Below are 24202 nucleotides of genomic sequence, written 5' to 3' on the forward strand. Positions count from 1 at the left end.
CTAGTCCGACCTGACCCCCACCATCATGACTGAAGGATGGCGAATCGGTCAAGCGTACGGATGATGTTGAACTGGCGGTTGTCGAAAAGCCTGCCGCCCCAATGGACGCCGACCATGAAGATGATCAGGCCATTGGCCAAAGCCACCGGAGCAATCGGCCAGAGCAGATCCGGAAGGCGCAAGAGAACGTACAGGAACGGCCGTTATTAGTGTCGGAATCATGGTAACGAACTGCACCAGGAATTGAAGGAGCGGTATGAATGACTGGGATACGACCCTCCCCTGCGGGGTGGAGGAGGGACGGTCCATGGGGGCCACCGGGTAGATCAACACAGTCGAGATGACCTGGGCAACACCGGATCCGGATGGGACAACGCCACAGGTAAGGCAGACCAGGTCCGACACCCCCATGAGATCGAAAACGCTCTTCCAGCAGCCGGTTACCAGGAAACAGATCAGGCAGAGTATAGGCAAATACGGCAGTTCTAAACGAACGGCGACCCAACTCCTGCCGCGACCGGTCATCCAACCCGCGCACGCCGGCCATGACCTCCATGGTCAACCCCTACCGTCGTAGGCCAGATTGTTGCCCTCAACCATCATCAGTATGGAGCCACCCATGATTGGGACGAACCAGACAGGGAGGGGGCGGTACCGACTTGGAAGGCAAAAACGATCATGAGCAGGATAGGGAACAAGGTATACGATTCTGCGGGTGTCGTTGCGCATGTAAGCCACCAGACGAGCGGCAACGGCCCCCATCGACGGATCGGGAACCCGGTTGAAGGCACCCAGAGCCCCGGAGCCCTGTTTTCTTACCATCTCGCGATCATGGGCGAATCACGTATGCCGAAGGCACCGGATCCCAGCCAGACCGCACAGGACCAGGGTCACCAGTGCAATGACCACCCGGCCGAGGAAGGATGGCCAGGAACCCCCATACCATCCTGAGGCAAGCGGAAAGCCGCCCCCAGTGGGGTCCAGGCCAGGATATCCGATGCCGTTAACCAGCCCATCCGCATCGGGGCCACGGAAGGATGCCTCAGAGGTGATCATGGGCGGCAGAGGGCAGATCAGGAAGGAGAACGCAAAGCTATCAGGTAAAACCCGCACTTCGCCCTCTTGGAAGCAACCAGGGTGGTCACCAGGTCCATGGAGACGCGTGAAGCACCGCCAGGCCCAGCACGGCACCCAGGACAGCCGCCAGCATGGGTCCGGCACCCCGGCTCCTGTACAGGGGCACCACTGCCAGGAGGCAGACCAGTCCGAATACGGAGGCGGGGCCTGCCAGGGCGGCCAGGTAGATCCCGGTCTGCAACCGACCGTCAGGTATGCCATACAGGACGAATCGGTCAGGACTCATGCCGGAGCCCTGACCAATGACCATCATCCGGACAAGAATGACCATGAAACTGACGACCGTCAGGAGGAGAACCGATACGACACCGACCCATATGGACTCGTCGAAACCGGCCCCGGACATCCGGGAAACCGGCTTCCACGGCAACAGACCAGCAGGCTATGGCGACACCGAGTCCCAGAATGACCGGTAGAATGGCTGCAATCACCTGCCAGGAGGACTTCCTCAGGGTCCCCATGGTGAGTGCCCAGCGCAGGGCAATGATGGAACGTATCGTGCTCATCGGGTATTGTTCGCCGGTGACTGTCCACCACCATCGAGCCAGTCAATTCTCATGGCCGCACGGCGTCCACCGACCAGGTCAAGAAAGCAGTCCTCCAGGTCCTCCCCTGCGGCGACCTGGGCTATGGTCCCGTCGGCCCGGACCAGTCCGTGGTCGATAACGGCCACACGGGTGCACATCCTTTCCACCAGGGCCATGACGTGCGAGGAAATGACCACTGTGCCCCGGGTGGAGACATACTCGACCAAGCTGTCCCTCAGATTGACGCTGGAGACCGGTTCGACCTATTCGAATGGCTCATCCGGGATGAGGATGCGCGGCGAGTGAATCATGGCCGAGGCCAGACAGATCTTCCTGGTCATACCTGATGAATACTCATTGATCTGCTTCCCGGCATCCTCGGCCATGTCGAAGGCCAGCAACAGGTCCTTTCCCCTTGATCTGGCCTCCCGCCTGGGCATTCCTCGTAGCATACCCGCGTAAACAAGCAACTGGAGCCCGGTCACTCTGTCGAAGATCTGGTCTGCCTGGGGCATGACTCCGATGGAACGCGGAGGCATTGATGTCGGACCGGGCATCCCGGCCCAGAATCATGACCTGGCCGAAATCAGGAGGGAGAAGCCCGGTAGCCATATTCAGCATGGTGGTTTTCCCCGCCCCGTTGGGACCGGCCAACCCGTAGAAGGATCCCTGGGAATATCAAGAGAGAGGGGAGTTGACCGTAACCTTGTCCTGGAAGGTCTTGACCAGGCCGCGGATGGAAATGGCGGCATGAGGACCGGGGGGCAAGACAACGGGGACGGGCGCCGCCATGGGGCCTACCCCCCCATCAATCGCCGGGCGGAGGATACGGATGAATCAGCCGGGACAGACATGACACCTTCGGGAGCAGGAGACATGGATGATATCCCCCGATCTGCGTATGCATTGTCCGTTATTACCTTATGCCACATCAAATCATCCCAGACAGCTGACATTCCGCGGAACCTGGAGGTCTCCACGGCACCCTGGGGAGGGGGATGGCTACCTGCCGCTGTGCTCGATGGGCTTCCAACCGGGATTGGCGAAGATGGCCTGAAAGGATATGGGCAGGTAACTCAGCATGAATATGGGAAAACTCAGGCAATAGGCAAAAAGCTCCTTGTTGGAGGCACCGATTTTATCGCGTTCGGCCAGGACGGTGATGGCGGCCAGGCCCATCAGAGCCAGGATTCCCAGAACCGCGGAGGCGACCCAATCCACCAGCTCGGTTATCTGACTGGTCCAGGTAACGAAACCGAGCGCCGGGAACAGGATACCGAAGACGCAACGGATGACGGCCAGAACGGTCAAAGGACAGATGAGTATGGTCAGGTCGACTGCCGAGAAGTCACGTTCACGGAAGGCACGGCTGATCAGGGCCGGACCGTAGTAACGGAAGACCTGGAGAAAGCCCTTGCTCCACCGCAGTCGCTGGCGCCAGCTCTGCTTGAAGGTTACAGGCTGCTCGTCGTAGAGGATGGCGGTGCCACAGTACCCGATCCGATCCCCGTGCAACACGGAGTCCATGGTGAATTCCAGATCCTCGGTCAGGAGGTGGAACTTCCAGCCATTGTTCCGTTCCATCACCTCCTTGGAGAACATGAATCCCGTGCCCCCCACGTGACAACTGGACCCGAAGACCATTCGGGAGGAGTTGAGGAAGCGGGATTCCCTGATGAACCACAGGGCCGAGCCCGAGGAGACCCAGTTGTCCGAGAAGTTGACCGAGTTCCGGTAACTGGTCAGGATACGGAACCCGGACTGGAAGGCCTTGTTCATCTCTTCGATGTAGTGCCTGTCGAGCCTGTTGTCGGCATCGAAGACGAAATATGCATCATAGCGTTTGGAATATCCCCGGCTGATGATCTTGTCAAGCAGGTAGGAAAGGGCGTATCCCTTGCCGATGTGCTCGGTATCATGCCGCTCTATCACGTGGCATCCCCTGGACCGGGCCAGGCCCGCAGTATCATCGGTGCAGTTGTCGGCCACAAGCCAGATGTCAACCATGCCGCTGGGGTAGGTCTGCGAATGGATGGAATCGATCAGCGTACCGACCACGCCCTCCTCGTTACGGGCGGAGATCAAAACCGCGAAGTGCTTGTCGAAGGGTGCCTCGGGGAAGACCACCGGCTTGGCCACGAAGGAGGTGACGATGCAGATGGCCTGGTAGACGATGCCGACCGACCCCAGGATCATCATGAGGATGTCGAGAACCTTCAGGAAGGCCATCAGCGCCATCCCTTACGCGGATTACTCTTTCTGGACGACCTGGAGGGTCCTTCGGAATTCGCGCGCTCTGATCTCGGACTCCCCGATTCCGCATGGTCGGATTCCTGGTCCGCAGATCCCGGAACCCCATGGTCGACAGCCGCATCCTCGACCCCCCTGAGCCTGTTCGTGCCCGAAACCGCATTGGTTTTGGGAATGGCCATGGTCTGCGACTCGTCAAGATCCTCGGCTGTCGGAGGCCGGTAGATCTGCTCGGCAATCATGGAGACCGGGTCCTGAACGCTGACCCTGGCGCTGCTTCCCTTGGCCGAACGACCGCCCACATGGCTGGTTACCGGTTGTATCACGTGCTCGTTGAAGGCCTCGACCCCCTCGACCACCTTGGACTTGCCGACCGGCTTGGGGTCCTGCATCAGGGGCGAATCGATCAGCTCATAATGTTTGATGGAAGCGTTGAATATAGCCTGGAAGCTGGCCGCGAGAGGCAGGGCCAGGAAGGCTCCGAGGGCTCCGAAGACGGCACCGAAGGCCAGAACCGAAAGGAAGGCTACGGCCGGGTTGAGATCCATGGTCCGCTCCGATATCTTCGGCGCCAGGAGGAGGTTCTCGATCTGCTGGTAGATGATGATGTAGACCAGGACAGCTATGGCTATCAGGATTCCCCTGCTTCCCCAGGCCACCACGATCGGAATGGCACCGCCGATGTAGGTGCCGATGGTGGGAACGAACTGGGAGACCAGACCGCAGAAAAGGGCCAGGGGGAGCCAATAGGGCACCTTGAGAACAACCAGGAAGACTGACATGCAGGCTGCGGAAATCAAGGCCAGGATCGTTCTGCTGAAGAGGAAGCTGGAGATCTGATCCTGGGCGATGGTCCACACGAAAATGAAACGACGCTGGCTGTTGGGTCCCAGCCACTGGCAGAGACTTCGACGGAGTCTGGGACCGGCTGCGGAAATGTAATAGGTGACCAGGAGGACCGTCATGATGTTGATGATGGCTCCGAAGAAGCCTACGGTCGTGGTCAGGGCCTGTCCGGCGAAGTCGGTCACCCAGGAAGTCTGGATGTTCTTGGCTATCTCACCACCCAGATCCTGCATGGCTGGCATTCGCCACTGGGTGTATTTCTCGACGAAGTCCACCATCTGGTCATAAAAGGCCGGAGCTCCGTTGACCATACCGATCAGCTGCTTGACGAAAAGGTTGCCGAACAAGCCCATCAGGACGATGACGACAATAATCAGTCCGACCAGGGTAACGGCCGAAGCGGCCCCGCGCTTCCACCCGTGCCTGACCAGGTTGACCACCAGCGGTTCCATGGCCAGGGCCACGAAGACGGAGATGATCACATCCAGGACCAGGAATTCCAGCTTCCACCATGAGGAGTATGCAAACCATGCAAGGAATACCGCTATGACAGCATAGAGAAGGGCACGACCGAACCACTCCGGTGGCCTGCGAGGGTCGCCCTTGGGCGGAAAGACGGTCGCAAAATCGAACTGCTGCTTTGTATCGTTCGCCATGGTCCCCATTATCCCAATCATGCTGACATGATTCGATATTCAGCGCACACCGCTTCGATCTGCGACCATCCCCTCCATCCCCATCCCGAGCCGTCCGGTTTCTGCTGGTGTAGCCGGTGACACGTATCCTGAGATATATGTTGACCGTTTCCATAGTCATTCCTGCCTGGAATGAGGAGGATCGCATAGCCGATTGCCTCGTCAATGCCACCAGACAAAGCCAGGCGCCACTTGAGGTGTTGGTGGTGGACAACAAGTCCACCGACCGCACGGCAGCCATCGTCCAGGATTTCATCGATCACAATCCCGACGCCCATGTCGGACTCCTTCATCAGGACAAGGAGCAGGGATTGATCCCCAGCAGGAACTTCGGCCTGGACAGCGCCAGGGGTGATGTACTGGGACGCATCGATGCGGACTGCATGCTCAGGCCGAACTGGGTGGAAGTGGTCAGCAGGATATTCACCGAGGACCCCGAGGCCATGGGTGCCACCGGTCCCGTCGCATACTACGACATGCCAGGCAAGACCATTGGCCTCAAGGGCGACAACACCATCCGCAAGGCCATCTACCGGGCCGACGACGGCCAGTATCTGCTCTATGGCTCCAACATGGCACTGAGGGCCACCGCCTGGAAGGCCATCCGCAACAAGGTCTGCCGGGACAAGGCGGACATCATGCACGAAGACGTCGATATCTCCCTCCACCTGATCGACCAGGGCTTCAAGACCGTCTACTGCAAGGACATGAATGCCGGCATATCGGCCCGGAGGATGGATACCTCCTTCCCTTCCTTCCGGAGATACATGCAGCGTTTCAAGAACACCTTCGACGCCCACCCGCAGCACACCCGGGAACAGAAGCCGGAGCATACGCTCTACGCCCTCTACCCGATCCTGAGGGCCTTCTACCCCGTCTACCAGAAGTACCTGGAATCGGCCGACATCAACCCGGCAGAACGGGTATGGATCAGCGAACAGATGGAGCTCTTCCATCGGCGCGAACAGGAGATGAACCAGGCGGACTGAGCTTGTCCTAGCCTGGGGCCGCCCGGCACCCGACACGACACCTGGCTTGCCTGGTCTAGGGGGGCCGGGTAGTATGGGCACGTTCGCCCCCGTCGTCTAACGGTTAGGACACCAGACTTTCAATCTGACAACGAGAGTTCGACTCTCTCCGGGGGTACACATCACGCGAGAAGCCTACTGATGGCTTGCAGGGAATAAACACAGACACGCCGATTGCAAGTCTGCCTGCACCCTTGTTCCCCTGGCTTCCTGGAATTCCTCTTAGTACGGTTGACTCCCGGCTGTCGCCCGATGAGCTCAGCACCTGGAACGGGTGGTCTATTTCACTGAGTCGATGGCCGGATACAGGCGTCTGAACCGGTTGTAAGCGGCATCGTATACCTGACGATTCGCGCTGTTCGGGGCATATATCTGACCGGCCAGGGTGGATTCCAGGAAATCCTCCACACCGTGCAGATCCGGTCGTGATGAGGGTAGCACCCCCTGCCGTGCCGAGACCAGACCGGCCAGGGCAAGGGCCGGCATGACGTGGGCATCATCCAGCACCTGGACGGGGGCATACAGGATGTCCGCCAGCATCTGACACCACCGGGTCTCACGGGCACCGCCACCGATGAGTGTGACGCGTTCCACCGGCATGCCCATGAGATCAAGACCCTGGCGAATCGAGTAGGCGACCCCTTCCAGAGCGGCCCTGGCCATGTCGCAGGCCCGGGTATCCGAGGAGATACCTACATAGGCCCCGCGGATCGATGGGTTCATCATCGGGAAGCGCTCCCCCACCAAATATGGCAGGCAGACAAGTCCCCCGGCTCCGGCAGGGCTGGACTCCAAGAGCCTGCCCATCCGCAGGTACGATTCGCCATCATCACCGGCACGGTCATTCGCGGAATCCCCCTGGTCAGAGACGGCTCCGGCTTCGGCAAAGACCTTACAAGCCCAGCGGTGTACGTTTCCGGCGTTCAGGAAGGGAACCGTGTTGATGATGGTGTCCTCACCCAGGTAGGCCAGGTTGGCCATACCGGCGCGGTCCGTCACCGCATGGTCCGAAACTGTGGCGATCCATCCGGATGTGCCCAGGTTGATGTTGAACTGACCAGGCCGGAACACCCCACCCGCCAAGGTTGAGGCTCCGGCATCCCCCATTCCCGCGTAGACGGCCGTTCCCGGGGAGAAGCCGGTTGCCGCGGAAGCACCGGGCGTACTGACACCCACCACTTCCCAGGGTGAATACAGCTCAGGGAAGACCTTGGCATTCAATCCAGCCGCAGCCAGGATGTCCCCGCTCCACCGCCGCGACCTCAGGTCCATGGCACCTGCGGTCGAGCAGGCGGTCACATCGCCACAATATGCTCCCGTCAACCACCAGATCAGATAGTCCTTGGCATCGATGAGCACATGCCGCACCCTTGCATATCTTTCCGGCTGGTGCCTGGCCATCCACATCAACTTGGCCACGGGCAGGGACCCTTCGCAGGGGTTCCCCACCAGGGTGCGGAAGGTCTCCTCACCATAGGTTTCCACCAACTCGGCAGCCTCGTCACCCGCCCTGCCGTCCGCATAGAGTATGGCCGGCCCGAGGGGCTGCCCCTGCCCGTCCAAGGCGATCAGGTCCTGCATCTGCCCACTCATGACGATGCCCTTCAGCTCGCTGGCACTGAAGTGTTCGAGTTCCCGAACGGCTTGGGTCAGAAGCTGCCGTGTCACCTCAATGAAAGCCTGAATCCAATCCTCGGGATTCTGCTCGATATGTCCCTCCCTCGTTTGGATTGGGAGGGGGCCGCTGGATGCGAGGACCCTGCCGACACCCTTCTCATCCACGAGGACGGCCTTGACCTGCGTGGTCCCTACATCGAAAGCGGCAATATAGGTCATGGAGTCATCCTAGGCATCCCAAGCCGCCCTGGACCTTGAAAGGCCCCCAATGTGGACTGGTGGCACTACGCCCGTAACCCTGACCAGTCCACGACCGCCTCCACATTGATCCCATCCGGATCCAACACAAAGGCCGAGTAATACCCCGGGTGGTAGTCGCGAGGACCGGGGACCCCGTTCCCCCGCCCGCCCGCAGCGATCGCCTCCCTGTAGAAGGCATCGACCACCGAGGCATCGGAAGCCCTGAAGGCTATGTGGGTCAAGGGCGAGCAGGCGTCACTTCCGGCCGGTGTCAGATAGAAATCGGAATGGAGACCGTCGTCGGCAACGCCAAAGCCGATGGTGGGTTCGTGATGCGCCTTGGCCACGTATCCGAGCGGAGCCAAGGCCCTGGTATAGAAATCAACGGACCGGCCCATATCCCGGACCATCAGCGTCAGATGGTCAATCATGCCTTTCATCTTATGCCAATCATAAGAAGCCGACGGAAGAGGAACCGGAGTGATCAGCATGAACGGCATGACAAACCGCTTGGACTTGGCCCATTGGCGGCCTGGGCCGAGCAGAACTATCGATTCAACAGACATCGTGTTTACAGTGTTTTGCAGTATTTTTCTTTGATGTGCAGAAAGTACTATAATTGATATATCCCATAAGGCGCAGGCCTTGTTGGTTACAGATTCCTCGCCAGACAGCAGAGTGGTCAACGCCCGCCTGCCCCTTAACACGATGGTCATGGCCGACCAATCAGGCGGGAAGAAATTCCCGCCTATACAGCAACACAACCAACACCGAAGATTGGAAGCAAAAGCATGAGAGCATTACCCCATTACAGAATCTGGCTGCTGACGGTCCTGCTCATCACCGGCCTGATTCCAGGCGCTACGGCTTCCGCCAATGCACTCATTCCTTCTTCACATAAGCAATCAGGAACCACCGGCTATACCGACAAAGGCGGGCTGCGTCAGGAAGGACGCTTCATCGGGCAACATCGAAGCCTCTCGGTTCATGACCAAAACGACCATGAACCGTTAGGAACTGCATACTACGTGGATTCCATCCACGGAAATGATACGAATGACGGGAAAAGCCCGGCACGTCCTTGGAAGACACTGTCCAAGCCGAACCAAATAACCTTCCATCCCGGTGATGAAATCCTCCTAAGGGCTGGCAGTGCATGGTCGGCCCATGGTTCTTCCACAGCCAAAGAAGCCTATTCATTCACTGCGTGGAACGGGAATCGACCCACCGACACCCATGGTGAGGCTGGAGCTATGCCGAGTGCGCTCCTAGCGCCAAAAGGCTCAGGAAGTTCAGACCGTCCGATAATTCTGTCCAGCTATGGTGAGGGTGTTGCTCCGAAACTTCTGGGAATGGGAGTAGTCAATGACACCATTCAGCTCACCAATCAGCAATACTGGGACATTTCCAATCTTGATATCAGCAACCAGAAAGACGGATTCGACTCCATGCATTTTAGCGCCCAATCCGGAAGCGGTCAGGTACCTGGCACGGAAAACCCTGATACAGGCGATCTCCGCGCCCTCCATATCCAAGCGGCAAGCACCGGCGTCCAAAGCGGATATCTGATTCACGATCTCTTCATCCACGATGTGGCAGGAGTGACCTGGTCCGTCAGCAAGGCCGGAGTGGACCGATCGAAAAGGACAGGTGGCATCGTGTTTGAAGGTCTCAAGGGTGATTCGCGAATCGCATCCCGGTTCAAAGACATACAAATATATGACAATTACATTATCGATACCGCCTTTGCCAACATTGTCTTCAAACAGTTCTCTGGAATGGGCACAGCGAGATACCAAGACAAGAAGCCGGGTTGGGGCGATCGGGCGATGGCCAGCGTAGACACTCAGGGGACACTTCAAGAAGATCCCGACTGGTCTCCCCACACAAAAATCATCATACGCGGGAATTACCTGTCCAATAAGAACACTCAGTACGGGTGGGATGCCATCTACCTGACCAGCGTACAAGGATCAACCATCGAAGACAATCTGATCGATGGAGCAGGGGTTTCAGGTATCGAACTGTATTGGACCGACAACATACGTGTGACCAACAACGAAGTCGGCGACCTGGAACGGCGCACAGGAGCCGCTGATTCAAATGGCATTGATGCCGACAGGGGGACCTCCAACATACTTTTCGAACAGAATTACATCCACGATTCGGGTGAGGGATTCCTCCTGTGTGGTTTCTCCTTTAGTTCAGCATTGGTTCGATACAACCTGGTACGAAATGTGGACAGGAACTACATCAACCCGCACGGGGATTCCGGAGTCAACGTGATTTACAATAATCTCCTCTACAATTCACAGAGTCCTGGGCCCGCCAATACAGATGGAAAGGTACATTTCTTTGCCTCTTCGGGGGACACGTCACGAATCTGCACGGACAGGAACCTTCACTACCTATTCAACAATGTTTTCATCAACACCAAAACCGGAACCAATGGCGTACTCTTCCAAGACGGGCCCGGCGGCGTCACCTTCTCAGACAATGCCTATTACGGCGAAGACCTTCCCTCCCCCCCATCGGATGCATCAGCCGTCACAGGAAATCCTCACCTGAAAGGGGACCCTGCAGTTGATATAGGTAACATAGCCATCGGATCGATTGATTCTCCGCTCATAGCAGCAGGCCTTCCCGTCAACCTTGCAACTCTGGCACCTGGATTCAAAATCACCGGTGCGGATGTAACGGACCGCACGACCGCTTCAGTGGACTTTTCGGGAAAAACACTCAACACGAGACCCGATATCGGCCCTGGGTCCTACTCCCCACAACCGGGTGATGGCGTACTGGCCGGTTCGGTCCTTGATCGGGCGGGCCGCCCTGTCCCGCAGGCCAGGCTATCCAATGCCCCCGTCGAGATCGTTGCCGATTCCAACGGGCATTACGCTGTGGAGTTACCGGCAGGGACCTATGGACTGAACGCCGAACAGGACGGCTACGATCCTGGAAACATCGTGACGGTTCAGGTAGCCAACGGTCAGACTGTGATACTTGATTTGTCTCTGGGGCAGGTCAGAACCACCAAGGGGGCCCTGAGCGGAACCGTATTCTCCATGGGTACGGGTGTCCCCGGAGCCGACGTCGCAGTGAAGAACCGCAACGGAGATACCCTGGCAGACGGAACCACCGACAGGAACGGAACGTATCGCATAAACAAGATTCCCGCAGGCAAGGGTTACAAGGTCGATGCCGGCAAATCCGGATATCAGACCGCGACGCAGACAGGAATATCGATAGAGGCTGCGCGCACCACACATCTCAATCTTGACCTGAAGAAGATACAAACCTATGAACCCATCATCGACGAGAATTTCAACAGGGAACCCTTGGGTGGTTTCGTCGAGACGAGGGACGGTGCACTGACCTCACAGAAACTGAACAGCATAGGCTCGACATCCATCGAGTCCGATCCGGAAAACCCCTCAAACCGATACCTCAAACTAGATAAGACCTCGAGCAGGAAGGGGACACTGGCGGTGTTCAACAAGCGCCCACTGGGTTTGAAGGGGACGGTCACCATGGAGGCGCGTGTCAAGCGCACCACCGCCAACCCGTCCCCCAACCAGGCTGCCATATATTCCTATAATGCGCTTGAGTGGAATACAACGGACCCGGCTGCCTCAAGCAACCCCTCGGCCACCTTCGGATTCTCCGGATCAAATATCATCACCCATGCGACCGTGGGTTCCAGCCAGACCACCGCAGTCTGCCCTTATGTTGTGGGGAAGTGGTACCAAATCAAAAACGTCGCAAATCTTGATACCGGCACCTTCAGTCTCTACGTAGACGATATGAACAATCCCGTGGTCCGGGACCAACCCCTGAGGACGACACCTGCTGACGGAACCCTGGATTACTTCAATCTGTTTATCAACGGTTCCAACCGCGGAGATTGGTTGGTGGATTATCTCAGAATCGGAAAGGGAGAACCGGCGCACACCAACGTCGTAACTCTTGATGCTGTTCGGATACGGACCGCCAATGAATCGCTCTCCCTGCCCATACAAGCAGCCAGCTCATCTGTTGCCGCGACCTTGAAAAATCCTTTCACCCGAAAGGTGACCCTGTCCATCACCCCTACGGACCCCCTGGCCCAGGTCTGCATCAACGGTGAACCGGTAGGTATGGAAAGGGATGTCGAGCTTGTCGCGACTGCACCTGATCAGGATGCCGCCATCAGAACAACCATCCAGGTGACCGTCACGGCACAGGACGGAACGGAGCATCGTTATCATATTGACATCATCCGCACCAATCCATCCCAGACAACCTACCTTCAGGGACTGTCATTGGACGGTCTCAGTTTCAAAGACGACTTTGCCTACGATGGTCAGGGGGACGACCACCCATACATCCCCCGGCAGGTTCTCACAGACGCGGTGAAGAATGTGACCGTCGAATGGGTACGGGGATGGAACGGGCAGTCGATAACGGTCAACGGCATCCCTGTAGCCGGTAACACAATTACGGTACCCCTCCTTTCCGGTCTTACCACGATTACAGTCGTCACCGATTCTTTTACAGGTGAAACAGGAAAGTATGTAATCGAGGTAACCCGCAGTAAAGATCATACGAATACGGGTTCCGGCGACATCGGGACCGTCATGGGAACATCTGACTCGATCGACAAAATCACTACATGGACCGTCACCCGACAAAGCCTCCTGTCATTCAAAACAGCAAGAAGATCAGTCCATCAGCACTGACAGCAACCGGCATCAAGACCCCCTCCCCCATAATCGGAATGGCGGGTCCGGGTTCCTCGATCGGCCTTCTGCTCCCGGTCTTCGCAACCTCGAAACATAGACGACCAGAGACCTCCGGTTATGGCAGACAGAAAGGGTGATGTCTCAACCGACCATCCAGGCAGGGCGAGTCGATAGGCGAAGCCCCCGGCAATGTCTGAAGATATCATGTCGGTCATACGGCTAAGGCACAACTGCATCCATCGGTTATGCCTAACCGTATCCTGACAATGGCCGTAACCGGCATCAGGAAAACAACAATTTACGGCAACAATAATGGTTTTTTCAGAAATCATGGATACCCTGTATTGCATAGGGTATTAGCGGTCAACAATGACCGCCTGGTTCTGGAGGAACTATGTCCATCACAATACGGTCAACCACCAAGATACTTTGTGACAGACCCGGCACATCCGTAGAGTACGCCATCGACGACATCAGGCGGGATCTGGCCTCGGTACTGAAGCCAGGCACTGAGGAAGGTTCACCCGTATGCCTCGTGCAGACCGATCTTGAGACCGAGGCCTACAGGATCAGTGTCGCAGATGGTTCGCTATGCATCGAAGCAGGCGATGACTTCGGTTTCATCTATGGTCTGTATGCTTTCAGCAGGACTGTCCTGGGGGTCAAGGACCTCTGGTTCTGGAACGACCAGCATTTCACCCAGGTCGACTCGATACCTTTGCCGGACTCATTCCAATTGGAAAGCACGAAAAGCGCCGTCCGATACCGCGGCGTCTTCATCAATGACGAGGTGCTGCTCGAGCATTGGCAGGTGGAAAACGACCCGGACCTTCCCTGGCGTTTGGCCTTCGAAACCATTTATCGTCTGGGTGGCAATCTGGTCATCCCCGGTTCCGGACAGCGCGGGGAACCGCATCTGGCCCTGGCCCGACAAATGGGACTCTACATCAACCAGCATCATGCATGCCCGCTGGGTGCACGTATGTTCGCTTCAGCATTCCCCAACCTGGAGCCCAGATGGCCTGAGGAACGTGACCGATTCGAGTCGCTATGGCGAGAGGCGATCAATGCTCAGAAGGGGCAAAAGACGCTGTGGACCCTAGGCTTCAGAGGGCAGGGAGACAGACCCTTCTGGGCCTCTGATCCCCGCTACACCGATGATAGGGACAGGGGAAACATCCTGACGGAAATCATCAGGCGCCAGTACCAACTCGTCCAGGAAGCAGAACCGGGAGCACCCTGCGTCGTGTACCTGTACGGAGAGGTCATGGACCTCTATCGCAAGCACCTGCTCAGCCTGCCCGCGGGAATCACCAAGATCTGGTCGGACAACGGTTACGGTCGAATGGTCTCACGCCGTCAGGAGAATGATGATCCCCGTGTTCCCTCCATGCCGGACGGACACGGCAACAATGGAATATACTTCCATGTCAGTTTTTATGACCTCCAGGCGGCCAACCACATCACCCCCCTGACCAACGACCCTCGCACGATAAGCAGGGAGCTGACCGAGGTGCTGGACCACGGCGGAGATCAGGTATGGATTATCAACGCATCCAACATCAAGCCCCACGTCTACATGCTCAACCTGATTGCTTCGATGTGGAAAGCAGGAGGCATCGACGTCAGATCGGAAACCGACCAGTATCTTCGCCGGTATTATCGCTGTTCCAACAGCCGACCCCTGTCGAAGCTCCTTGATTTGTACTATCAGGCAGCTGTGCAGTATGGACCGCATTGGGATCAGCATGCAGGCGAGCAGTATTTCAATTACGTACCCCGCGTGCTGATCACCCAATTCCTCAAGAATCAGGAATCCCCAAGTCCGGAATTGCAGTGGATGAGTTCAGGGTCATGCCTTGCCGGCCAGATTCATGATTTCCAAACGCGAATAGAACCCTCGGTGGAACCATATCGACATCTGGATACTGAGGTAAGGCGGGAAGCTCTGACGATGGAGTTGGCCGGTAATGTGGATGGCGCCACTCTTCTCAGGGACAATCTCGGGGTTGCTGCAGGAATCTACCGGCATTGTTCTCGAGCCTCATTACTCATATGCAAGGCGTTGACCGCCGCCAGTAGGGGAAATTATCGCAGCGCCTTCTATCTGGCAGGAGCCGCCAAGGAGGGGTATCTCAAGGCCGACCAGGCCATGCGCTCACGCGAGCACGGAAAATGGCAGGGGTTCTGGTCCAATGACTGTCTGACGGATGTCAAGCAGTCTGCATGGGTATGTTCCAGCCTTATGGGGTATCTGCGCTGCCTGGGTGATGGTCCGTATTTCAACTCCTGGAAACGGGATTTCACCTACCCACGCGACGAGCAAAAGGTGTTCGTTCTGACCAACATGGAAAACCACGAGACAGACGAACAGATATACCAAGCCATGAAGCGGGTCTGGGAAGGCTGATCGACATCACTTAGACCCACCGTATGAACCTGTACCGGCGCGTCTGTACAGTCATTCAGAATTCCTACGTGGGGTACGCCATGCCATAGCTCACGTTCCCGGGCTTCCAGAGCCATGACTATCCGTATGGGCGACAACACGGACAGCTGCGGCATCGCATTGGTCAGGCCGACTGTGCGCAAATCCCAAGCCGACCATCCCTTATTCACAGCATCCTGCGACGTGTGGTCTCTGCACATCATACAAACCCCTACTACAGGTGGACACCCTGCGGATCCAATAGACAACACCGGTATCGATGAAGCAGCAAGCCGGGAAAAGAACGACCCGGCATCGTCAAGAACGACGCCGGGTCAATGTGAAGCGTGTGCCTATCCATCCACTGACAGACACGACACCTCCTTATCGAGAAAGCGAGGAATTAGCCTCATCCTCAAACTGCTTCGCCGCCCCTTCAGCATTGATCTTCCTGTACAGGAGCGCCTCCTCGATCTGCGGCAAAGTCTGGGTATTGACGGTTGCTGCAGAAGCAGGAGATGGAGGGTTGATGGCCGAAGATTGAGGAATCACCACATCATTCATGAATGTGATGACCTTCTTCTCCTCAGGGCTCAGCATAGGGGTAATGGCCTTCAAGGACTCCGATGCAATCGGGAGGCCCCGATCGGTCAGCATGGCCTTGACGGCTTTCTCATTGTTGGTGTAGAAATCGATGTACTTGGCAGCAAGCTTGGGGTTCTTACAGCTCTTGGAAATGGAGAAGAACATGCCGGGCTTAACATAATTGGCCTTCTTCAGATTGCTTGACGGCCAAGGTGCCAGTTCCAGATCAGCATCCTTATTGACTTTCTGAAGGGCCGTGAGCTGGGAGGTGAACTTCATCGAGACCCAGGACCGACGACCCGGATCATTTCCATACACCAGTGGATCCTGTTCAACAGACCCCGTCTGGATTTCCGTAAAGACATCGGGGCCCAGGTGCCAGCCCTGGTCGATTCCATCTTGATACACTTTGAAGTAGGGTTTCAGATCTGCAGCATCGACACCGAGCTTCTTCGACTTGAAGAGTGTCTTACCCTCGCCTCTCAGGACGTACTCCAACAGTTCGGAAGCTTCATAATACCGGAAATTGGTTTTATATCCGGTTTTCTCGTAGATGGTCTTCGACATCTTTTCGAATTCGTCAAGGGTCATGGACTTGGGCATGGTCAGTCCGGCCTGATCCAGAACCTTCTTGTTGTAAATCAGGGCCGGTGACGAAGATCCAAGGGAGAGGGCATAGGTCTTGCCATTCATCTTTCCTGAATTCAGGACGTTCTTGTCAATCCCCTTGGTTTTTATGGTCCCATCCGAAATATAATCGTCCAAAGCCTGAAGTTGTCCATTCTCGACATACTGCTGTAGATAGGAGTAGTCCATGGCTACCACGTCAGGCATTTGTTTCCCGGCAACCTGAGTGGACAGTTTCTTCCAGTAATCGTTCCACTCGAAGAAGGATCCCTTGACTTTCACGCCCTTGTTGGCCTCTTCAAAAGCCTTGTTGACCTTGGCCTGACGGGCGTTACGATCCTGATTCCCCCACCAGGCCACAGACAGCTCACCTGAATCGGCACTGCTATCGCCGCCTTTCGAACCGCCTCCACAAGCGGCCATCGATATCAAGGTGGCACCGATTGTGGCGATGGCAAGTAACTTTCTTGTGTTCTTCATCGAACTACCTTTCTACTCAATGGGGCTAATGCACAGCTGCCACCATTTAGCATCAGCTTAGCAAAGAAGTAGAAAATTACATCTTGAGTTGCCAACTATTTCAGAAAATGCAATAGCATTGTTCCATACTAAGGCGCCATGAGCAGATCCCAGGAGGAAGTAGCATTTATATGGTCCCTTGGTCCAGATTCTTGGACGGGGGCGCCGTTGATCCCCGAGTCAGCAGAATCTCGGGGATCACCAGCCTCTCGGGAATCCGGTCTGATTCCTTTCCCGCACCCGGATCGGCTGATGCGGGAAACTCACGGAGCATGTCGATGAGTATCCGCATCGCTGCCGCCCCAAGTCGTTCCTGCCTTACGTCAACAGTGGTCAGACTGGGTCTTACTGCTCTCGAAAGCACACTGTTGTCGATGCCGATCAGGCTAAAGTCCTCCGGTACCTTGCGTCCGCGCTCTTTAAGACTGCTTAACAGACCGGCAGCCATCAGATCGTTGAAAATCACGATCCCCGTCAAATCCTGCTCCAGCATGACGGCGTCACAGGCATTGACCCCGCCCCCGTATGATGGCTCGAAAGGACCAAGGACCATGCTTTCCAGACCGTATTCTTCAACGCTATCGGTAAAAGCGTTGATTCGTTGCGTATTCGTCCAGGAACGATCAGATCCGCCAACATAGGCCACTCGCCTGTGCCCCAAGGAGGCCAGGTGCCGAACTGCCTGAGTCATGCCGGATCTGTCATCGGCACAGGCCGACATGTACCCGTCAAGTTGCTTGGAGACGAAAACCGTATTATCAGGTGAAAACCGCCGACGCAGAAAATCGTCGTCCAAACGCGGTGCAATGACTACCTGTCCTGCAGTCCCTGCGATCATCCTCTTGATGACAGTATCCGGGTCCCCACCATCCAGGTCATCGATGACCATCCGGCATCCGGCCCCTTGAGCAACTGAGAAGAGTCCCTTAAGAAGGTCGGCAAAGTAAAAATTCCCTACATCGGTCACAAGGATTCCTACGCTTCCGGAACGTGAGAGTGTGGTCTTACGGGAAGATGCGCCAGATTTGTAGCCCATACTCTTAGCTACGGCCTTGATTCTGTCTCTTGTCTGGGTTTTGACCAATCCACCATTGAGGGCGCGGGAAACGGTCGCGGCAGATACACCGGCCTGCCGGGCAACATCGTGAATTGTCGGTTCACTCATGGTTTATCCTTGCTTTCCCTCATTTCCATGAACAGCTTAGCAGCAATCATAAAACAAACGGCATGGTGATCCATGCTTCCAGCCCCCGCCATGACACATTCGAACACCTACGATTCTGAGTGGGTATGGGTTCAGGAGCATGAACGACGGGGAATCGTACACCAGGTCTTGCCGACCACTCGCTTTGAGTCTGCAGAAACCTGTTCCTATGCCTTGTTTTCGCCTTCAGCGGTCTTTGCCGCATCATCCTTGAAAACATATCGATGAAGTGCCTGCCAGGCTGCCTGATTCCCTATCAAACCGAGAAAAGAGAAACCCAGAATCGGGATTATCGGCGACGTATATGGCAGTCCCACATAGAGCAAAATCAGAAAGGCGGCATCCAGGAGAAGCACAAGAACTGAGTAGGGCAGGCACAAAAAGACCAGCAACAACGAATTGTTGATAAGTTGACGCACCCCAAGATCCGTGAAAGCGATCATCGGGAAAAGATAGACCGTTCCTAGCAGCAGTACTGCTGCCAGAAAGAGGCAGAGCCCACCAAGAATACTCCCGAAGGACAGACCGGAACGGGGATAGAACCAGACCCCGAGTAAAGAAGCGACAACCGCCAGCAGAAAAAGCCAACCCACCAGACTCGATCGTTTCCATTCATCAGTGAACGCATGACGGTAGTGGTACACAGGATAGCAAATCCGACGGTTCAGCATCAGGCCAAGCACCTTGCTCATGGCCGTCATGGCACAGGGTATGGTTACCACAGGCAGACAGGTGACCACAAAGAGAAGATTCAGACCAACCAATCTGCCGAAGTGCCATTTGAACATCGACAAGAAGAGCAGAGGACCCTTCGGATCGTTCTTGCCTGCTTTTTCAGGGCCTTTGCTTCTGCCATAGAAGAAACCATACAGATTCATAGGCCGGGGCCCCCAATCGATGATGACACGAATGGTCGAGTACATATCATCATAAATGTCATCCTCAATCGAAGCACCCCGGTTTCATTCAGCCCTTAAGCCCGGATGTGCTTACACCTTCAACCAGATAGCGCTGGAAGAAGAGGAATATCAGCACACTGGGAAGAATGGAGACCGAAGCCATGGCGAACATGGCACCATAATCCGAACTGGAGCTGGGGTCGGCAAACAGCTTCAGGGCCAGCGAGACAGGGTATCGTTCCGTATCCGACACATAGAGCAGTGCCGAAAGGAAATCGTCCCAGCGCCACATGAAGGAGAAGATGCAGCCGGTCACGACAGCCGGCGTTATCAGTGGGCAGATGACCCTGAAAAAGATGCCGTAATAGGAACATCCATCCAACTTGGCCGCCTCATCCAGAGAACGAGGAATTCCATCGATGAAATTCATAATCAGGTATATGAAGAACCCCTGGATGGCGAAGCAGTAGGGGACGATTAAGGGCAGGTAACTGTTTGTCCAACCCAACTTCTGATACCAGAGATACTGAGGGACCATCAGCACTTGGGCCGGCAACATCATGGAAAGAAGCATGGCGACAAAGAGAATTCGTCTGCCGGGGAACTTGAGCCTGCTGATGGCATACGCCACTATGGCTGAAGAGGCTATCGTACCGATGGTGGCGGTAATGGAGATAAACAGGGAATTACCGATATACCTGAAGAACGAGGTTCCAGCGAACCCCTTGAATCCATTGAAGTAGTTGTCCAAAGTCCAATGGGTCGGAATCAACTGACCGGATGTGGCCAGCACCATGGCTGTGGGCTTGAAGGAACTGAGGACCATCCAAACAATCGGATATACCATCAATAAGGCGCAGAGCATTACGATCACATGGTAAAGGATGCGCTGCGGCCTGATGTGGTGCTTCGACGAAAGACCCTTGTCGTCGGAATGGCTATTGGACATCATGGGATCATTGTTGCTGACTGTTGCGATGCTCATATCAATCAGGCCTCCTCGTCATAGACCCAGAAGCGTTTGGTGAGGAACAGCACCCCTGTATAAATACCGATCAGGAGTAGCATGACCCAGGCCAGAGCGGCACCATACCCTGCATGATAACGGGTAAACGATTCGTCATACATGTACACCATGAAGAAGAGCGTCGTGTTCCTAGGCTTGCCCTGGGTGATGATATAGCACTGGGTGAAGGCCAGGAACCCATTGATGGACTGCATGACCAGGTTGAAGAAGATCGTAGGAGTCAGCAGGGGAAGAGTGATCTTCCAGAACTGCGACCATTTGTTGGCCCCATCAACACTCGCGGCCTCATACAGTTCCGAGGGAATCTGTTTCAGAGAGGCCAGGAAGATCAACATGGATGAACCAAACTGCCAAACCGCGAGAATAATGAGGGTCCAGATGGCCGAGGACTCATTTCCCAGCCAAGCAAATTGTGTATGGATCCCGAAGAGACCCAACGCCTTATTGACCACTCCGTCTGCAGCAAACATCTGCTTCCAGAGAATGGCTACAGCGACCGATCCACCCAGGATGGAGGGAAGGTAGAAGGCCGCACGATAGAATCCCGAGATTTTCGAATTCCTCAGAAGAAGCAAGGCTACAAGGAGTGCGAAAATGAGCCTGAGCGGAGTTGATATAAGTGCAAAGAAGAAGGTCACACCGAGCGACTGCCAGAACAGCGGATCCTTGGTAAACATCCGTATATAGTTGTCCAACCCGATGAATCTGGGTTCGCCGATAATGTTGTAGTCGGTGAATGTGTAATACAGAGAAAGGGCAAGCGGAACAACCAAAAACATCAGGAAGCCGAAGATAAAGGGGGCAGAACAGACCACCCCGGCCACCTTTTCCTTTTGCAGAAAACGAATCAACCTGCCGTGCGAACGGAACTTGACTCCCGATTGCGGAGGGTTTGGCATCCCACCGGATTGTGTGACTGTTGCTTGAATTGCCATACTCAAACCTCCAACCTATGTGTATCCGATGCAATCAAGGACAGCTCCATCAACGGACTCATCCCGGTGATTCCCATCAGGAGGCAAATCTTCCACTGGCCGGTATATGCCGACATTCGCTCTTCCTCGAACTTTCTTCTCTGACTGGGAAAAGCCCGGTCATAGGAATCCGAGATGAAGACCATGGGGGCTCCTACAGTCATATGCTACCTCACATTGTGAACAATAAAGCATTTTTTCTGTTTTTTTCATGAAACTGACTTTTGATATTTCATCAGCTACACAGAAAATCACCCTATCCTTTCCTGACCTCAACCCGGACCTGCTGGAAAAATCTCATTCCCGACCAATCCAACATGAACTCCAAAACCCATCTACCAGGCTCGGTTGGGATCCAGGTACATATGTGCCCATCAAAACTTGCCCCTGCAGGCAAATGCCGGGCGCTGACAAGTCCCTCTTCAAGATCGGCCTCTATTCCCGGATTGCGGACCGAAACTGTAATGTCAAGCCGCTCCCCTGGACGAATCCTGTAGATTTGCTGCGCTTGGAAATACGGGGGATGGACCGTCGAGGGCAGACGGGAAGGTCCTGTTAGCCTGGTTGTATAGGTATACCCAGAAGCCGCATCCGCCCGGTTGGGATAAGGGTAGAGATCGTCAGGAGGGGTCCCTGGCTCAGGAGAGACCAGATTTACATCCTCCACGTCCATTTCCGGCGGTATGACAAGGTCCTCTACGCCGGTTTCCATATAACGTTCATTCCGGACATACTCGAATCCGGTCGGTCGCTTCCATACGTCGGAAACACGGATCAACCGCGCATTCCGACCTGCATCCACCGCCTTCAGGCGGCCTTTCCTGACATCGTCCAAAACCATGGTTGGACGTGAGTCAGGCACCTGATAGTCGACAGAAAGGCCCGACAGATAAAAATCATCCATATGCCTGGCATAGAGAGCCGAAGCCGGGAGGATGCCGAACTGGACCGGCTCGGGATACTGTGTTACATCCTCCGGCACGTTGAAGGGATCGTCCAACCATCCACTGGATTGCTGATCCCACCGAACACGGGGAAGAAGGGCCTCATCAGCCCTGTTGTGCCGTTCCGCCATCCATTGGACCGGCTGCCTGACCGTCGGCCAATCGCCTTCCTTGCACAACCACTGAGTTGTAATCTGACGCTGCTCAACAGCGTCGTCAAGACTCAACCCACCTCTGAATTCCAGGTGAATGTTTTCCAGGTGTATGTCCTGCAGTCTTCCATCCAGACATCCTGCAAGGATGATTGGATAACGCGGGTCAAGGTCGGTGGCATTCAGACCTCTCACCCGCACGTCCACCGCACGAGCACAGCGGGCGGCACCCACGGCGTTGCCCATGCTTTCCTTGTCGGCGGGGGTCAGGGCCTTCCCCATATCCGGACCGTAGATACCTTGGCCAGAGTCATACCGTATGGGGTGGTCCGCTCCATCCGGCCCCCTCATCCAATTGGATGGATTGACCCTGGTAGGATTCTGCTCATCAACAAGTTCAACCAGATTTCCATCGGCCAACCTCACCTCGTTTGTGTTATATGAAGGCACGAAACGACGAATCGGATAGAGGTCAAGCCCCTTGGTATTCGGCAGTACCCACTCCGGCTGATCCAGCCGGACATCCCCGTCGACCGCGACCGCATCGTTTCCGTCCAGACCTGTCACGGGATAGCGGGCGCGATCACCTGTCCTGATGAAGAGCGGACAGGTCACATCCTTCATATCGATATCCTCAATGAGCACATGACGTACATCGGACCCATCGCAGGCTTCTACGGCCAGACCGAAACAATGCCTGAAACTCACCCTGCGGATGGTCACCCTTTCATACCCGCAGGTGGCCTCCGTGCCCAACTTGACTCTTCCAATCGGGTTGATTCCCGGATGACAGGCCACCCTGTCTACGCTGGGGCTACCAGCCAGGACAGATCCCACGTCATACCCCGAGACCTCACAGTCCTCAATCAGGACATTGCTGGTAGGAGCAAACCGCTGTGCCCCCATCGACGCCTTGACGACAATACCGTCATCGTGCGGTGAATTGACCTGGCAACGACGCACGGTCACATCCGTGACCGAGTCGAGGTCAATGCCGTCCCTGTTGGTATCAATCAGAAGGGAGTCGCAGAGCAGATCGCTGGTATCGGTTGCGATAATGGCGAAGTGGCCGCCTGCAAGGAATTTGAATCCAGACAGAACGACACGCGTGCTCCGAAAAAGGGCTATCCCCTTGTTTCCGAACCATTCCTCCCGGTACCCGGGTTTGAAACGAGAATCGGGATTCCGAGGATCGGAATACGACAAGGCCTCATGGCGGTTTCCCTCAGAGTCAATCCAACTGCCATCCAGGAGTCCGGGTCCCGATATCATCGCATCATGGATCCGGTCCCCCCAGATCAGACAGTTCCGCAGATAGGAATGTGCATGATCCTGGATGCCGACATAGGGATTTATGTCCGGTTCCAGGTAGTTGCCTCCCTGGCCTTCTTGGGTGAACCGTTCCCCCTGGACGTCGCAGATCCCATGTCGGATATCAGTCCGGGCGGCGGCCAGAACGGCTCCTTCACACATATAGATGTTCACCCGGCTGCGCAATTGCACGGTATAAACCTCATACCGTCCAGCCGGCACAGTAACCGTGCCGCCCCCGACTTGCTCAACATGCTTCAGTGCAGCATTGACGGCCCGGGTGTTGACAACCGGACCGGCTTGCGGATCCGCTCCGAAATCACTGATCGAGCAGGTGTCAGAGACACGAAGATCCGCTGCCCGTATCATGCATCCGGTGGCAACTTCGGTCTCGGTCGTTTCCATTTTCTCACTACCATATTGATAAGCGGTCATCCCAGCATCGACCGGGATGACCAGCACTCTTTCCGA

General features: G+C 55.8%; 15 protein-coding genes, 1 tRNA gene and 1 pseudogene. 4 read left to right on the forward strand and 13 right to left on the reverse strand.

What is annotated here, in order from left to right; translation table 11 throughout:
* Window positions 1–23: 23 nt before the first annotated feature.
* From AACP59_RS04700 to AACP59_RS04720, 5 genes and pseudogenes are all read right to left on the reverse strand, one after another.
* On the reverse strand, window positions 24–146 hold the full coding sequence (locus AACP59_RS04700; RefSeq protein WP_297316950.1) for a hypothetical protein: 123 nt from the start codon (window positions 144–146) through the stop codon (window positions 24–26).
* 995 nt (window positions 147–1141) lie between these two features.
* Window positions 1142–1483: a hypothetical protein gene (locus tag AACP59_RS04705; RefSeq protein ID WP_339350107.1), complete on the reverse strand. Its 342-nt coding sequence runs from the start codon at window positions 1481–1483 to the stop codon at window positions 1142–1144.
* 156 nt (window positions 1484–1639) lie between these two features.
* A pseudogene (locus tag AACP59_RS04710) lies at window positions 1640–2456 on the reverse strand (ABC transporter ATP-binding protein).
* 210 nt (window positions 2457–2666) lie between these two features.
* The gene (locus AACP59_RS04715) at window positions 2667–3893 is read right to left on the reverse strand and encodes a glycosyltransferase family 2 protein (protein WP_297316948.1); all 1227 of its coding nucleotides are present in this window, start codon (window positions 3891–3893) and stop codon (window positions 2667–2669) included.
* Entirely contained in the window at window positions 3893–5416 is a 1524-nt protein-coding gene (locus AACP59_RS04720) for an AI-2E family transporter (RefSeq protein WP_339350109.1), read from the reverse strand. The genes AACP59_RS04715 and AACP59_RS04720 overlap by 1 nt, the downstream gene beginning before the upstream one ends.
* A gap of 137 nt (window positions 5417–5553) precedes the next feature.
* Between AACP59_RS04720 and AACP59_RS04725 the strand changes: the two genes are divergently transcribed.
* Window positions 5554–6444: a glycosyltransferase family 2 protein gene (locus AACP59_RS04725; protein ID WP_297316962.1), complete on the forward strand. Its 891-nt coding sequence runs from the start codon at window positions 5554–5556 to the stop codon at window positions 6442–6444.
* An 85-nt stretch (window positions 6445–6529) separates the two neighbouring features.
* Window positions 6530–6601, forward strand: a tRNA-Glu gene (locus AACP59_RS04730).
* A 161-nt stretch (window positions 6602–6762) separates the two neighbouring features.
* On the opposite strand, the gene AACP59_RS04735 is transcribed toward AACP59_RS04730, so the two are convergent.
* Both AACP59_RS04735 and AACP59_RS04740 read right to left on the reverse strand, forming a co-directional pair.
* On the reverse strand, window positions 6763–8319 hold the full coding sequence (locus tag AACP59_RS04735; RefSeq protein WP_339350111.1) for a xylulokinase: 1557 nt from the start codon (window positions 8317–8319) through the stop codon (window positions 6763–6765).
* Window positions 8320–8384: 65 nt separating this feature from the next.
* Window positions 8385–8771, reverse strand: coding sequence for a VOC family protein (locus AACP59_RS04740; protein ID WP_297316945.1), 387 nt, complete (start codon window positions 8769–8771; stop codon window positions 8385–8387).
* Between the two features lie 360 nt (window positions 8772–9131).
* Here AACP59_RS04740 and AACP59_RS04745 point away from each other — a divergent pair, with 360 nt between their 5' ends.
* Window positions 9132–13058, forward strand: coding sequence for a carboxypeptidase regulatory-like domain-containing protein (locus tag AACP59_RS04745; protein ID WP_339350113.1), 3927 nt, complete (start codon window positions 9132–9134; stop codon window positions 13056–13058).
* 397 nt (window positions 13059–13455) lie between these two features.
* Window positions 13456–15471, forward strand: a complete 2016-nt coding sequence (locus tag AACP59_RS04750; protein WP_339350115.1) for a glycosyl hydrolase 115 family protein — start codon at window positions 13456–13458, stop codon at window positions 15469–15471.
* A 402-nt stretch (window positions 15472–15873) separates the two neighbouring features.
* Here the strand turns inward: AACP59_RS04750 and AACP59_RS04755 are convergent, their stop codons facing one another.
* From AACP59_RS04755 to AACP59_RS04780, 6 genes are all read right to left on the reverse strand, one after another.
* Window positions 15874–17181 (reverse strand): ABC transporter substrate-binding protein, encoded by a 1308-nt coding sequence (locus AACP59_RS04755; protein WP_339350117.1) that lies wholly within the window; start codon window positions 17179–17181, stop codon window positions 15874–15876.
* Window positions 17182–17347: 166 nt separating this feature from the next.
* On the reverse strand, window positions 17348–18385 hold the full coding sequence (locus AACP59_RS04760; protein ID WP_339350119.1) for a LacI family DNA-binding transcriptional regulator: 1038 nt from the start codon (window positions 18383–18385) through the stop codon (window positions 17348–17350).
* 206 nt (window positions 18386–18591) lie between these two features.
* A complete protein-coding gene (locus AACP59_RS04765; RefSeq protein WP_297316941.1) occupies window positions 18592–19347 on the reverse strand; it encodes a YesL family protein in 756 nt (251 codons plus the stop codon).
* Window positions 19348–19390: 43 nt separating this feature from the next.
* A complete protein-coding gene (locus tag AACP59_RS04770) occupies window positions 19391–20308 on the reverse strand; it encodes a carbohydrate ABC transporter permease (RefSeq protein ID WP_297316940.1) in 918 nt (305 codons plus the stop codon).
* A gap of 5 nt (window positions 20309–20313) precedes the next feature.
* Window positions 20314–21285, reverse strand: coding sequence for a carbohydrate ABC transporter permease (locus AACP59_RS04775; protein ID WP_297316939.1), 972 nt, complete (start codon window positions 21283–21285; stop codon window positions 20314–20316).
* Window positions 21286–21580: 295 nt separating this feature from the next.
* A complete protein-coding gene (locus AACP59_RS04780) occupies window positions 21581–23923 on the reverse strand; it encodes a glycoside hydrolase family protein (protein WP_339352925.1) in 2343 nt (780 codons plus the stop codon).
* Window positions 23924–24202: the final 279 nt, after the last annotated feature.

It is taken from the genome of Bifidobacterium indicum (assembly GCF_036987015.1).
GTDB classification, from domain to species: Bacteria; Actinomycetota; Actinomycetes; order Actinomycetales; family Bifidobacteriaceae; genus Bombiscardovia; species Bombiscardovia indica.